17 protein-coding genes and 3 tRNA genes are annotated in these 13632 nt (G+C 33.6%); 4 read left to right on the top strand and 16 right to left on the bottom strand.

Translation table 11 applies throughout. From position 1 onward, the window contains the following. Positions 1-77 precede the first annotated feature (77 nt). The 3 genes from G7A72_RS13425 (at position 78) to G7A72_RS13415 (ending at position 387) form a co-directional block, all read left to right on the top strand. A tRNA-Lys gene (locus tag G7A72_RS13425) sits at positions 78-150 on the top strand. A 39-nt stretch (positions 151-189) separates the two neighbouring features. Further along, positions 190-262, top strand: a tRNA-Lys gene (locus tag G7A72_RS13420). A gap of 42 nt (positions 263-304) precedes the next feature. Continuing rightward, positions 305-387, top strand: a tRNA-Leu gene (locus G7A72_RS13415). A 125-nt stretch (positions 388-512) separates the two neighbouring features. Here the strand turns inward: G7A72_RS13415 and G7A72_RS13410 are convergent. The 3 genes from G7A72_RS13410 to G7A72_RS13400 all read right to left on the bottom strand — a co-directional run bounded on the left by G7A72_RS13410 (position 513) and on the right by G7A72_RS13400 (position 1994). After that, on the bottom strand, positions 513-659 hold the full coding sequence (locus G7A72_RS13410; protein ID WP_165152822.1) for a hypothetical protein: 147 nt from the start codon (positions 657-659) through the stop codon (positions 513-515). A gap of 370 nt (positions 660-1029) precedes the next feature. Beyond that, positions 1030-1608, bottom strand: a complete 579-nt coding sequence (locus G7A72_RS13405; RefSeq protein WP_165152821.1) for a mobilome CxxCx(11)CxxC protein — start codon at positions 1606-1608, stop codon at positions 1030-1032. Between the two features lie 122 nt (positions 1609-1730). Continuing rightward, positions 1731-1994 carry a hypothetical protein gene (locus tag G7A72_RS13400; protein ID WP_165152820.1) on the bottom strand — a complete coding sequence of 88 codons (264 nt, stop codon included), beginning with the start codon at positions 1992-1994 and terminating at the stop codon, positions 1731-1733. A gap of 254 nt (positions 1995-2248) precedes the next feature. Between G7A72_RS13400 and G7A72_RS13395 the strand changes: the two genes are divergently transcribed. Continuing rightward, the gene (locus tag G7A72_RS13395; protein WP_165152819.1) at positions 2249-2518 is read left to right on the top strand and encodes a helix-turn-helix domain-containing protein; all 270 of its coding nucleotides are present in this window, start codon (positions 2249-2251) and stop codon (positions 2516-2518) included. Positions 2519-2697: 179 nt separating this feature from the next. Here G7A72_RS13395 and G7A72_RS13390 read toward each other — a convergent pair whose 3' ends face one another. The 13 genes from G7A72_RS13390 to G7A72_RS13330 all read right to left on the bottom strand — a co-directional run bounded on the left by G7A72_RS13390 (position 2698) and on the right by G7A72_RS13330 (position 13564). Next, on the bottom strand, positions 2698-2976 hold the full coding sequence (locus tag G7A72_RS13390; protein ID WP_165152818.1) for a hypothetical protein: 279 nt from the start codon (positions 2974-2976) through the stop codon (positions 2698-2700). Beyond that, positions 2973-3188 (bottom strand): hypothetical protein, encoded by a 216-nt coding sequence (locus G7A72_RS13385; protein WP_165152817.1) that lies wholly within the window; start codon positions 3186-3188, stop codon positions 2973-2975. The genes G7A72_RS13390 and G7A72_RS13385 overlap by 4 nt, the downstream gene beginning before the upstream one ends. Positions 3189-3360: 172 nt before the next feature. Continuing rightward, positions 3361-4098 (bottom strand): IS21-like element helper ATPase IstB, encoded by a 738-nt coding sequence (gene istB / locus G7A72_RS13380; protein WP_113667236.1) that lies wholly within the window; start codon positions 4096-4098, stop codon positions 3361-3363. 17 nt (positions 4099-4115) lie between these two features. Next, the gene (gene istA / locus G7A72_RS13375; RefSeq protein WP_165151421.1) at positions 4116-5663 is read right to left on the bottom strand and encodes an IS21 family transposase; all 1548 of its coding nucleotides are present in this window, start codon (positions 5661-5663) and stop codon (positions 4116-4118) included. A gap of 350 nt (positions 5664-6013) precedes the next feature. Continuing rightward, positions 6014-6694 (bottom strand): hypothetical protein, encoded by a 681-nt coding sequence (locus G7A72_RS13370; RefSeq protein WP_165152816.1) that lies wholly within the window; start codon positions 6692-6694, stop codon positions 6014-6016. An 11-nt stretch (positions 6695-6705) separates the two neighbouring features. Next, positions 6706-6858, bottom strand: coding sequence for a hypothetical protein (locus G7A72_RS13365; RefSeq protein WP_165152815.1), 153 nt, complete (start codon positions 6856-6858; stop codon positions 6706-6708). Between the two features lie 214 nt (positions 6859-7072). After that, on the bottom strand, positions 7073-10714 hold the full coding sequence (locus G7A72_RS13360) for a phage tail tape measure protein (protein WP_165152814.1): 3642 nt from the start codon (positions 10712-10714) through the stop codon (positions 7073-7075). 23 nt (positions 10715-10737) lie between these two features. Beyond that, positions 10738-11064 (bottom strand): hypothetical protein, encoded by a 327-nt coding sequence (locus G7A72_RS13355; protein ID WP_165152813.1) that lies wholly within the window; start codon positions 11062-11064, stop codon positions 10738-10740. 5 nt (positions 11065-11069) lie between these two features. After that, on the bottom strand, positions 11070-11807 hold the full coding sequence (locus G7A72_RS13350) for a hypothetical protein (protein WP_165152812.1): 738 nt from the start codon (positions 11805-11807) through the stop codon (positions 11070-11072). Then, a complete protein-coding gene (locus G7A72_RS13345; protein ID WP_206531508.1) occupies positions 11804-12142 on the bottom strand; it encodes a hypothetical protein in 339 nt (112 codons plus the stop codon). Before G7A72_RS13345 ends, G7A72_RS13350 begins: the two co-directional genes overlap by 4 nt. Before the next feature lie 4 nt (positions 12143-12146). Continuing rightward, entirely contained in the window at positions 12147-12410 is a 264-nt protein-coding gene (locus G7A72_RS13340) for a helix-turn-helix domain-containing protein (RefSeq protein ID WP_165152811.1), read from the bottom strand. An 83-nt stretch (positions 12411-12493) separates the two neighbouring features. Then, the gene (locus tag G7A72_RS13335) at positions 12494-13258 is read right to left on the bottom strand and encodes a hypothetical protein (protein ID WP_165152810.1); all 765 of its coding nucleotides are present in this window, start codon (positions 13256-13258) and stop codon (positions 12494-12496) included. Positions 13259-13297: 39 nt separating this feature from the next. After that, complete coding sequence (locus tag G7A72_RS13330; RefSeq protein ID WP_165152809.1) at positions 13298-13564, bottom strand: hypothetical protein; 267 nt, start codon at positions 13562-13564, stop codon at positions 13298-13300. Positions 13565-13632: the final 68 nt, after the last annotated feature.

Genomic DNA, 13632 nt, shown 5'->3' with positions numbered 1-13632 from the left:
ACAAATTTATAATAAAATTGCTTGGAAAACTCCAAAATAAGTCCTTATATTTGCACCCGCATTCAAGGGAAGAATATGACTCGATAGCTCAGTTGGTAGAGCACATCACTTTTAATGATGGGGTCCTGGGTTCGAGCCCCAGTCGGGTCACAATTTTAGTGATCAACACATAATTTTCTTGAAAGCATTGACTCGATAGCTCAGTTGGTAGAGCACATCACTTTTAATGATGGGGTCCTGGGTTCGAGCCCCAGTCGGGTCACAAAAGGTCGAGTAATTTATTACTTGGCCTTTTTTATTTTAAGGCCACGTGGAGAAACGGTAGACTTGCCAGCTTGAGGGGCTGGTGCTCGCAAGGGCGTGTGGGTTCAAATCCCACCGTGGTCACTTTTAAAACAAAAATAAAACCCTAATCCTTTGTAAATTAAGGTTTTAGGGTTTTGTATTTTTAAAATCTGTATTATTTCTGTATTTTAATATTTTTTACTGCCTTTTAAAGTAAGTTTTTAGCATTAATTTCTTTTTTTTAATTCCTTAAGAATTTCGCTTTGAATATTAATAACTTCGTCGATTCTAAGCATCCAAGCTCCAAGCCAGCGCATTAAAAAAACTACCCCTATTATAATCGCTATTACAAATATTGCTCCTAATCCTTCCATAATTTTATTTTTTAGATTTATAAAAATCAAATATAAAATATTAAAAATCAACAACATTGAGGTTTTCCGTAATGGTACTATTTTAAACTTTTCAACATAAAATAACCTCTCATTTCTGAAAGGTTATTTTATCTGAAGAGACATTTAACTAACTTTTACCGCAACATGTGCAACTGTTGTCATTTGTTGGGCCCAAAGATGCCCTAAGCTTTATGGTAACATTTGACTTAGCTTCGATCTGACCTAAATAAGATTTACTGTTAAAATCATTTATTTCTCTTTCTAAAATTATTCTTTCCATATCAGTTAAGTTGGAAAATCCTTTTAGTACCTGTAGTACGTTTTTGTTATCAGTCATATATTTATTAAGTTAAAAGTTTCCACATACACCACAATCAGAAGATCTCATGCTCACCGGTTTAATATTACACCCGGCACAATCTCTTTTATATTTTCTTAAAGCATATCTCATGCCCCTCCTTTTCTCAAAGTCTTTTAATGGGTAACGATTGTCTTGCTTGTCACGGTTATCTCTTAAAACATTTATTTTTTCAAGTTGAGTTTTAAGGCCAATAACTGTTTTGTCTGGATATTTACCTATTTCTTCATAGTCATTAGCTAATTTATAATTATCAAGAGAAGTTTCTAAGTAATAAGCAAAAGAGCTATTCCAGTTATTGACTACAGCCCAAACTGATATAGCTAACTGTAAAATTGATAAAGGACCGGCAACCCATAACATGTAAAAAAGAAGCGGAGAATTGACACCGTAAGTAGTAACGATGGCTCCAATCAGCAATGGAATAATTATTCCTAAAAATGTAATTAGGTTTAATTTTTTGCTTAAGGAACCACCACGCAATGTATAAATGTAGCCATATCCAAATGAATGAAGAGCTTTGTTCCATGCATCTTGTCTTAACTTATTATATTCTTCTTTATCTATCACTTTAATGTTTTCATAAATAAAGAACTATTAATCTGTTTAACCAATACCCACTTTTAGTGATATTTATAAAAAATAGCCTCATATTTCTATGAAGCTATTTTGTTAAATTTGATAAGACTATTTTAAGCAGTCAATTGATAAGATGAATTGTACTTTTTGATAGCCTTTATCCATTTTCGATAAATAAGCGCAGCCAGTTCATCTACCCTGACTTCTTCCTCATTTTTATACACTAAGTCGCAATAAATACCTCCCAATATATTATCCAGCCTGTCGTCTTTAATTTTCATAATGGAAATTGCATTATTCATCCCGCTGTAATTAAATTCTAAATCAAAATCCTGATCTTGATTTTTAGGATCAAAAATATTTAGAATGTCGAACATCTTGCAGCTTAATCTGGAGAATATTATAGCATCGCTAAGTATAGATACTATTATTTTTGATTTGTTTTTTACGGTTTCCATAGTTTTAATTGTTGTTTGATATTTTAATTTACTATTATTAAGTATTACTATAATTATTTCGATTCAAATATAAGTAATAATATAATACTTATGTATCTTTACTATAATTATTTATAAAAAAATTAAGTATTACTATAATTCACTACCTTAGCATGAATTTAAATAATGAAGCCATGAACATTTTAAGATTAAAAGAATTATTGAATGAAAAAGGCATAACCGGTAAAGAATTGGCCGAAAAAGTTGAAGTAACTCCAGCCAGTATCTCAAATATTGTGCAAGGAAATAGTTTTCCAAAACCTGATTTATTAATTAAAATTGCAGCTGTTTTAAATATTGATGTTAGAGATTTGTTTCAATCAACTAAGCCAAACGAAACTGAAACTATTTTTGTGTTTCGTGAAGGATCCTATATCCCTATTGGGGAGTTGAAGAAACAATAAAGTCAAAATGATTTTTTAAGCTGACCTTACCAATTGTAAGGTCAGCTTTTTTTTATGCTCTTATCAAAAAGGGTTCATATTCCTATGAAGCTCTTCTTAAATCTAATATTTGAAATCTAAAAAGAACATATTTTATCACATAAGGAATAATTTATATTCCCTTATTTTGTCGATACTTTTCAATTATTTGATATTTTTAATGTTTTGATCTGGACTGTTTCATTTGTTGAAAAATACCTCATCATAAGAAGATTGAATAAATCCAAACTCATGATCACTTTGCTGCTAAATACTCTATACCTCCCTAAATATTCTTTTACTAACAAGTATTCCAGGTCCTTAAAAACAGCAATGATTTCGTTTGTCATTTCATTATAGAATATTTTATCAAACACATGATTTTCGTACTTATCAATCAATAATGTTTCTAACTCCAATAGTTCTGCATCTGTGATCATACTTCTGAGCTGTTAAGTTTTGCTTTTAACTGTTCCATTCTAAATATTCTTTGCGCCTCTGTCATTGGCTCCTTTTGCTCTAAAGTAACTTCTTGCTTTTTTGGAAGAATGTAAGGCAATAGTTTTGCCAGGGCATTCACACGTTCCAATGGCTCCAAACCTGATAACAAAGTTCCAAGTTTATCTAATTCCTTACCAACTATCTTTTGCAAAAGCTCCCTAGCTGCAAATTCCAGTGATATTGACCACCCAATTCCAATTTAAAGTGAGCACCTGATTCCAATTCAAAATGACCACCTAATTCCGGAGCAAAATGACCACCCCATTTTTCATTAAAAACTACTCTTTTTCATCTGTTAATTAGTATTCAAATATACTTAAATATTAGCCTTTGTTTATCCCTCTTTTTTTTCTCATGGATTCTCCATGTAATTCGAGTCGATGAGATTGATGAATCAGTCTATCCAAAATGGCATCAGCTATGGTTTTTTCTCCAATGATGTCATACCAGCCTTGCACTGGGATTTGTGAGGTTACAATAATAGAACCGTTATTATGCCTGTCTTCAATGATCTCTAAAAGGGTAATTCGGTTACTGCTATCCAAAGCTTGGAGTCCAAAATCGTCTAATATAATAACATCTTGCCGTTCTATTTTGGCCAATTCTCTCAGGTAAGAACCATCTGCTTTGGCCATTTTTAATTTAGCAAACAGCTTCGAAGTATTAAAATAACTTACTTTAAAACCTTGGATACAGGCTTGATAACCCAATGCTGTGCCTAAATAACTTTTGCCTACACCAGTGCTTCCCGTTATTAAAATGTTTTCATTTTTTTCGACAAATTCACATTCTGCCAGACGCAGTATGGTATTTCGATCCAGATTACGGGTTTGGTCAAAATTGATACTTTCAATATTTGATTTGTAATGGAATCGGGCGTTGGTGATACTGCGGGCAATACGCCGATTGTGCCTTTCATCCCATTCGGCATCAATAAGCATCGATACAAACTGATCGAGCGTGTAATGGTCTGTTTTTCCGCTTTCAATGGCTGTTTTAAAAGCATTGTGCATGCCGTAAAGCTTCATTTGTTTCATTTTTGTTACTGTGGATTCATTCATGATTACTGTGTTTTAATTTAATTATAATACTGTTTTCCTCTTATGTTAGCGTGAATTGGAAGTTCCTGCTCAGGTTCTTGTTCAAATTCGATATGATCTAAGTTGTTTTCTAAAATATTTTGAATGGTCTTAAAATTGTAAATTTTAAAATCAAGTGCCCGCTTACAGGCATTTATTAATCGCTCTTTCCCTACCTTTTTCTCGAAGTTTAATATTCCCAAACAACTTTTATAAGCCTGTTCAGGATGGTTTCTACTTTCAATTATTTGCATAATATATTCTGCTACTGACTCGTCAATACTACTGGCCCAATCAATGAAGCGGGCAGCACTCCACTGAGCTACAAATTGATGCGTGCTAGCCATATGTTCCGGGATTGTGGTATAGATATAAGGTTTGTAATTCCTTGGATGGATGGCTATTCGATTGTATTTGTGATAGATCTCTACCGTTGATTTGGTATACAATAGTTTCGCTTTTTTCTTGACATATTGATACGGAACGCTATAGTAATTTTTGTCCTGACTTAATTGAACATGCCCATTTTGCATTACTGTTGCAAAGGATTGGTATTTGATTTCAAAACGTTCTTGTGGTAATGGACTTAGTTTTTGTTGCTCATCTTCTAAAAATAATTCTATCCGAGAGTACGGACGTCCTGTGAGTTTTCGACTGTTATGAGCATCCAATAAATCCCATATTTGCTGGTTTAATTCTTCCAGAGAAAAGAATTTAGTTTCTTTTAGATTTACATAAATCCTTCGATACAAGATCTTAACAGCTCCTTCAACCAATGATTTGTCTCGGGGTTTATAAGCCCTAGCAGGCAAGATTGTAGTTTGGTAATGTTCGGCTAAATCAGCTAAGGTTTCATTAATTGTGGGTTCAAAACGACTGCTTTTTATTACTGCAGATTTTAAATTATCGGGAACAATTGCCGCAGGAGTACCTTCAAAAAAACGCATAGCATTTTCTACCGAAGTAACAAAATCTTCTTTTTGTTGGCTCATGGAAGCTTCGGCATAGGTGTATTGACTGGCTCCTAATATGGCTACAAAAAATTGTACTTCTTTAATTTCTCCCGTGTCTTTATCAATGATGGAGAGTGTTTTTCCAGCATAATCCACATACATTTTATCACCCGCTTTGTGATTCATGTGCATCACTGGATTGACTCGTTTGCTCCATGTTTTATAATGATGTCCAAATTGCGAGCTTCGGTAACCATTAGGATTTAGGGCAATATATTGCTCCCACATGTGCTGTATGGTAACGCCAACTTTTTTTAGTTCGCGTTCCATTTTAGGAAAAAAATCATAAAGAATCTGCAGTTTGGGACTGATTGATTCCACGGTAGTGTGTGAAAACAAAAGTTCTAACTCAGCATCTGTTTTTTCGTTAATTACTTCAAAACTTAATCCTAGCACTTCAAATAAAGAAATATACTTCTTTACTGTATTTCTAGAAAGAGATAAGTACTTACTTATGAATAACTTACTTTTCCCGTTACAGTAGAATTTAATTGCTTTTCTAATTTTACTCATGTCTGTTATTTTGTTTGCCATAATCCGTATTTTTTTAACGAATGTATGGTGCTAACAACATGAAAAAGTTAGTAGTTTTTAATGTCCAATTTTAGCCCAAAATCAGGTGGTCAATTTGGACTGGAAAATGGTGGTCAGTTTGCTCCGAAACTGGTGGTCAATTTGAACTGGAATAGGGTGGTCAATTTGACTGGTTTTTCCACCCTAGCCTCAGCAGTCGTTTTATTTGGAGTGCCCTTGACTCTTCCGCTTCCGGGCGTTTTAGCTCTTTTATTTTCCATCCTGTTAATATTTGAAATTTATACTTTGCTCGTACTTTTACGTACTTTAGAAAAAAGGGAACTTTTACGCTCCCTTTCATTTACTAGTTACTACCTGAATTTTAAATTGTTTTCTATGTAGTTGGTAGCGAATTTTATACTATAAGGATTAATGCTATATCCGTCTTCTGTTAAATTCAAAAAAACTTTTTCTATTCCTTTCACCCCTTTGCCTTGATTGTAGCTAAATCTAAACTGAAATTCCTCTAAGTTTTGGTTTACTTTATCGTATGCGTCAATAAAGTTTTTTAGGTTCTCGAAAAACTCCTTTTCTTTTTCGTTCTCTAAATATATTCTACATTCACTTTCGAGAATTTGCTCTTTATCTTCTGAGGTTATGATAAATCCGTTGTCGATAAAAGAAATTTGTTTTAAATTCAGTCTCTTTACCCTGGAGAAAGTAGCAGGCTTGACTTTTTTTAATTCTGAAACATAGATTATAAATTGATCTAAAAGTGTTTCAGATCCGGATTTAATATTGACTTTGATAATTGACTTTGATATCCCCATGGCTTTTATATCAGATTCAATACTAGATCTAAATCTTTCGGATATTCCTGCAGTTCCTGAATAAACTATTTCCTTATAAACTTGATTGCTAAAAGGTCCGATTTCTAGTGATTCATAAATTGTTTTTAGGTTCGCTAGTAAAGGTTTGAAGCATGTCAAATCTGAGCATATCTCATTTAATAATGAGTTGTCTTGAGCAATTAAAATTCTTTCTTTTTTCATGTTTTTTTATTTTAAATGTTTAGGCTATCTACAAATTCATTAACAACGTCTTGGTCTGGATGTTCTTGCTGTTCCTGATCTTCTGCTTTTCTCAAATCGTTTATAGTTTGTTTTTTTTGCTCAATCTCACTTTCAAGATTGGCGATTTGCTGCTTTCTGTTCATGATTCTATTTTTGTTTATTGATTACTTTTTTTATAATTCTGCATTTTGTTAACTGTCAATTTAGGAGGTAATTAAGGGGTTTTTAAAAAGTCAATCCTTGTAGTAATCTTGTAGTCATTAAATAAATTCTAACCGTAATCTCACCTTTTTTAAAATTTCAATCCTTATGGTTATTACATGCTAAATTGATCCAATAAATTAATTTGTTCCGGATTTATTGATTCCAGTTTTTATTTTTTGCTTTCCACATCTCATGTGGCATATCAATTTTAGGAACATTAACGGTTATGTTTGTTTTGTTCTTCTCGATCGCTTTCCTAGTTAGTCTCATTTCGTCAACAAGCTCTTTGTTGTTGTTGTTGTCAAACTGTATTGATTGGAACTCACTTAATTTACTTTGGTCTTGATTGAAGCCCGATAGAATTGAAGCCCGGATATAACGGTTGTAATCTTCAACGGACTTGTGTACGATATCACCTTGACCTAAGTTTGCAAGTGTAGGTGTATTTGGCGTCAATCTTGGATTAGAACCATCCGCTGAAGTAATTACCTCACTTACAAAACCATCCCCTACCCAAGCCGTTTCTGCTGGACCGCCCAAACGACCCATTTTATATTTAGGTAACGGAGAAGCTAAAACAGCCGCTAATTGAGCTGCTCCAACAATACCGTAAGCCGTAGCTATTGAAGCAGCGGAAATACCAAAGTCAAATTTAGGTACTTGAGCTAAAGCAGATATAATAGCCATTGACGTTGAAATACCAACATTAAGAGCTGACATTGCTTTGTTAAAAACGGCCTGTTTATGTTGCTCCTTACGTTTCTTTTTTTCTAACGCTTCATTTTTTTTATCGCGTTCGTCAGCGTATAAATCTTTCTGGCGCTCATCATTTCCGGACAACTCAATTTGCTTATCATAATATTCATTGTTTTTAGATATTTCATCATCAATTTTTTGAATTTTTGCGTCAAATAATGAATTTGAAATATCTGATAAAGCACCCGCCAATTGCGCTGATATATCAAGTATTTGTAATGCTTTTTCACTTTCTGATTGAATAGTTACTTGGTTGGTCTCTTTGTTTTTACTTAACTCATTTTCTTTAATTGCAACTTTTGCATTACTTAAATTCTCTTCAATTTTTTGTCTTTTGTCTGCTGATATCTGCTCATTGACAGGCAGCAAATCATTGGTAGCCAATTGCCCTTCTAAATTAGCAATTTGCAACTTCAATGTTTTGATTGCAAAAGCTTTCTTAATATCGAAAATCCTTTTTTCGTGGTCTTCTATGGCTTTTTCACGGTCAGCTTGTGCCATTGCTTCCAAGTCTCCTAAAGCTGCGAACCGGTCAAATTCGACAGCCAACTCTTCATTCATTGCAATATTTATTTTAGAAACCTTGTCTTCTAAATCCTTCTGGTATTTAGCTTCATCAAATTGATTTATTTTCAATATTTCCTCTGATGTTTTTTTGTTGATGTCTTGTATTTTGAATGCTGCATCGTTATTAATCAATACTTTTTGATTTGCATTCATTCGGTCTTTTTCCAAAACAAATTTATCTGCATCTAAAGAGTGCTGTTGTGTTAATTCAGTAAGCGTAATTTGTTTTTTACTGCTAAGTTCCAATGCAGCAATACGAACATCATCACTTAATTTATCATTTGATACAATCTCATCATTTATTTTTATATCCCTTTCTAATTGCTGCTTTTTTACTTCATATAAAGAATCCGAAAGCCTTTTTGCTCTGTCTAAAGCTTCTTTTGCTGCTTTATCGGCATCCGCATTGTCATTTGTTAAGGCAGGTGGAGGAGGGGGAGTTGTCTTACCTGGTTTCCCTGACGCTATTAACGAATTAACACCTGTATTTTTACCAAATAGATCTGTTGTTTTGTTGTTGAGTGCTGCTATCTTTTTTCTATTATCCATTATTTTAGCAAAAGAATCGTTTTTTATGGCTCCGGTAAGGAATACGGTGTTTTGCGATAGTTTTTTATTGTCAGCAATTAAAGCGTTTACTTTTTTGGTATTTTCAGTTATTTCATCTGAGTTTTGCTTTTTAATTTTATTTAATCGTTCTTCATTATATCCGTTTTCTTTTGAATATAAAGCAATAGCGGACTCTATGCCCGTTTGCTTTATTTTTCCTAATTCGTCGTTTCTTTTCTTTTCCTCATCTGTAAACATTACGGTCATACCGTGAACACTTTCTTTAGCGAAATCTAAAACGCCTTTAAAAAAACCACCTAATCCGTTACCTTTTTCGTTAAGTGATAAAATAAAACTGCTCCATGCACTTTCTAATTTATCCATTGAACCGGTCAAAGTGTCGGTCCTAATCGATGCCTGTTCTGCTGCAGTTCCGTTTTCATTCATTTTAGATGTCAACTCTTTCAATCTATCAGTATGACCCAAAACGTTTAAAGCTGCCGTTGCATTTTCTAAACCAAACACTTTTACAATAGAAGCATTATCTTTTAATAACGGTTTCAACAATTCCAACTTTTGTTGAATAGGAATAGATTTATCTTTTAATGTTTCCAATGAAATTCCCAGTTTCGCAAACTCCTCTTGTGCTTTTTTAGGCAAAGCATCCGGAGCACTTATTTTTAACAATACATTACGTAATGCAGTTCCAGCATCAGCGCCTTTCAATCCGTTTTCTGCAAGTAATTCTACTAATGCCGTGCTTTCTTGGATGCTTACATTTGATGTTCTCGCTACGGCTCCAAATTTTAATAGCGCTTCGGTCACTTGTGGAATTTCAGCAGATCCATATTTCGCACCATTTGCTAACGCATCTACAAATACGGCAGCTTGTGAAGCGTCAGCTCCAAATTGATTCATAGCATCAGTCAAAGCAATTGCAGCGTCCGGCATTTCCATTCCTGATGCTTGTGCCAATGTCAAAACCGCTTCAGTAACTTGGTTCAAAGCTTCTACATTTTCAAGTAATTCAGGTTTTGCGGATGCAATTAATTTGTAAGCTTCCACTACTGCAACCGCACCGCCTTTGGTACCTTTTCCTAAATCAATAGCTTGGTTTTTTAAATAATCCAAATCCTTTCCAGCAGCTCCTGTAATCGCACTTAAATCTGCAATGCCCTGATCAAACTGTTTGATCGTGTCAAAAGCTTTTTTTAATACAGATGCAACTAAAGCTCCTCCTCCTAATAATCCAAAAGCTCCAACGAGGTTTTTAATTCCACTTGTAAAACTTGCAATTTTTGGATAGTTTCCCACTGATTTATGAAAGTCACCCACTGCCTGGTCCGCTTTACGAACCCGAATATCTAAAGAGGCAAATTCTTTTTCGGCGCTTTTAATTGCTTCAGTGTTCTGATTTTCGGCACTTAATAAATCGAGTAAATTTCTTTTGGCAATGGTGCGTTGCAAATTCAGTTTCGTGTACGCAGTAGTCATTTTGCTATTAAGAGCGGCCTGTTCTTTTGCTATTCGATTATTCTGTTCGTTGGTCAGTCTTTCTTCAACTGAGAGCTTTATTCCGGCTTTTGAAGCAGCCTGTTTTTTACTGGCAACATCAATGGCTAATTTTTCTGTTCTCAATGCTTCTTGCTTTACCTTTTCTAAATTAGTTTCGGCAACGTGTTGTTCTTTTAGAGATAAAATAGTTTGATCAGTAATTAATTTTAGATCATTTTTCTGCTTTATAAAATCCGTTTGATTCTGGGACTTTCTTAGCTTTTCATTTGCTAAATGCATTGTCAAAATACCGGCTACAAATTCCTTGTTCTTTGCAATTGCCACTTCCATTCCTTTTGCATAATCAGGCCCCCAATTTAGAGCGTCGTCTGTGATTATGTCATTCCTGGTTATTTGTCCATCACTCATGATATATTTTTTTGATTTAATTATTATCTGTTGCTGTTGAATTTTTTTTGACTTAAAAATGTGCTATGACTTTCTGTTTTTTCTTCTTCAAAACCTTTTTCCAAGTCGAAAACATTAGGTTTTTGTCTTTTTTCAGCGTCAGCAGCAAGGGTCTTTTCTGCTCCAGCAATTGTAAATCGTGCTGGTTTTTTTATGGCTCCTATATTATCTGGTCTATTACTTGTAAAACTGGGTTTTTTAATGCCAAAAAGCGCATTAACAGCATCTATAGCTGATTGTTTATGCTCAGTATCTGTTCTTTGTGAATTTACATTTCGTATGTCATTTTTGTTAACATAATTATCCTCCAAGATTTTTAAAAAGTTGACTGGTTTAAAAATCCAATCAAAACTAGCTGTCCAGTTTTCTTTATTGCCGCCTTGTAAAAAATAAGAGTCACGGGTTTTTCAATTACTTGCATAATCGCTTTTTTCCCATATTGTTTTTCAAGAGTCAAAATCCTTTTTTTTCTGGCTTCAGTTGAATTTCTGACCTCTGGTAATAAACCTCGATTAGCATTAAAAAAAGAAATAAGACCATCAAAATCAATCTTTGGAGTATTAGGTTGATTTTTTAAATCATCAACTCCGTTAGGAGTATCTTCTTCTTTTTCATTATTTTCATTATTTATAATTTCTTTTTCTTTCTTGTTTGTATGCCCTTCGTGTTGCCCTTGTGTAGTTCCTTGTGTAGTCTTTAGCGTAGCTTTTAATGTTTCCTCAGTACCTTGATAATCTTTGTAATTAGTAATGGTTATAAGGGTTGTAGAATGTTTCCCTTTTCCAATAGTTTTTTTGATTATCATTTCGCTTTTTTCAAGCAATTCAAAGAAGTTAATTACAGCTTTAGTTCCAACTCCGAACAAGACAGCCCACGTTCTTAAACTCTTTCCGGATTGGCCTCTTTCTATCATGTAAAGAGTGTTTCCTATGAGTATTTCTTTGCTAGTATGATTAACTTCCATAAGCATTCTAATCCACCATTGAAACTTAATAGGATCGCTCCATATCCAGTGTTCTGTAGTTCTCCTATGCAGTTTTATCCAACCACTCATAAATTTTTAACTATTGGGTTAAATTGATTTTTTAAATGAAGGGAATTGGGTTTCTTTGGGAATAACTCAGGATTAGTCGTAAGGAACCATGCTTTGAAATTAGTTAGAAAACAAAGTTTCTTTTCTACTTCACAGAGCAAGCCTTTCTTTTCAAGATCGCGCTTGTAGCGGCATATCGATTTTTGCGGAATATTAGTAGCTTCGGCCAACATTGAAGCCGTTACGGTATGACTTTGTAAATACTCAAATATGGTTTTAAGATGAGTATCTCGTTTTGTAGATTTGCCCTGTTCTAAACTTTTAAAATCAAGGTTTTGTGTGCCTCCCTCACTCAAAACCTTATTTTTTTAATGGTGTGATAGTTTCTAAAATCTCATTTCGCTTGTAGTAATTCTTATGCGAAAATTTATAGACTTTAATTTTCCCAGCCTTAACCCATCGCCATAAAGTCACGGAATTGGTTTTCAAAAAGGCACAAGCTTCGTCTTCATCTAGTAAGACTTCGCCATCAATTATTTTTTGTTTAGGTGGGTGTTTAATGTCTAGCAATAAGGATTCAATATTGCTTAAACGTGCATCGATAACTTCAAATGGGTTGCTCATAGTCTTTGTCTTTAAGTTTTAACAAAGATTGCAACCTTGGGAAGTAGGTAAGCGCTTATAAGTACTTACCTTTTTTTAACTATTTAATATTTAAGCAAATGCAATTTTAATGTTTTAATCTCATCAATTGCTTTTTGTCTGTTTTCTTCCAACAAAAACGGAATAATACTTTCAAATAATTTGATTTTATTCTCTAAAACTAATTTGGTTGTGTCTGGATCTGCTGTTCTTGTTTTCGATTTTACCCACTTCGTAACTTTGTTGTACAAATCGTCACCGTGTTCATTTCGAGTTACCATAGTGTTACCATTGTACACCATTATTAGAGCTAGTTGATTGGCTGTAAGGTTTCTTGAGTCTATATCTTTAGGCGCTGGAACTTTTATGTTTGATTCCTTTTCAAGCTCTTGTTTTCGTTGTACTAGAAATTCATTGATTAAACAAAGACTTGTTATTCTATTTGAAATAAACTTTATAAAATTTTTGGCGGTGGCGTGTATACAAAGTTCTGTCTCGTCTACTTCGTCTGTCTCATCACCCTGAAAATACAATTTTTCCAAATAGACGAAATGAGTTTCGCTAACCCTGTTTCTTACATAATAAAAAGTTTCGTGATCGAGTCTTTCTAAACTTATAATAATACTTTTTTGTATAATAATTTCTTTATTACAAAAGTATAATTGACTTTCAATAAATCTAAGTTCCGTGTTTTCTTCATACTCTTTTAAAAAAGTATTCATGGAAGTATGATAACTACCCTTGTATGTTTTTAATAATGGTTGATAATCTCCATTGAGTTTTTCAAAACTAAAAAGGTCATTGTATTTTTCAAAATTATAGAAGTCCATTTGCTTGTATTGATTGAATTAATAAACTATTATGCTTTTTTATTTCTTCTTCAGATGATCTGGTTTTTTTGCCCGTGCTCCAGTCTCGATTAATCTTTTGTATTTATCAATCCTTTGCTGTTTTGTTTCTCTAGGTTTAGGCTTGGACTTGGCAGCAACACGTTTTTGTGTGTCGTTCCCAAGCTCTTCACCAAGGCTTTTGAATAATTCATTAGCCTTTTCTAAATGTTCCCGCAAACATTTGTATTTTTCATTTATTTCTAACAAATGATTGTATTCTTCGAGTGGAATTGTTGCTGTTTTCATTATTATTAGCTTTAGTCCTTGACAAATTCAGTTTACAAACTTTTCAAGCTCCCGGATTCCAATGGAGC

Origin of the sequence: Flavobacterium sp. Sr18, assembly GCF_011064265.1 — a bacterium.
GTDB classification, from domain to species: Bacteria; Bacteroidota; Bacteroidia; order Flavobacteriales; family Flavobacteriaceae; genus Flavobacterium; species Flavobacterium petrolei.
Note: the sequence above shows the minus strand (reverse complement) of the source record. Positions and strands in the feature narration are given on the sequence as shown.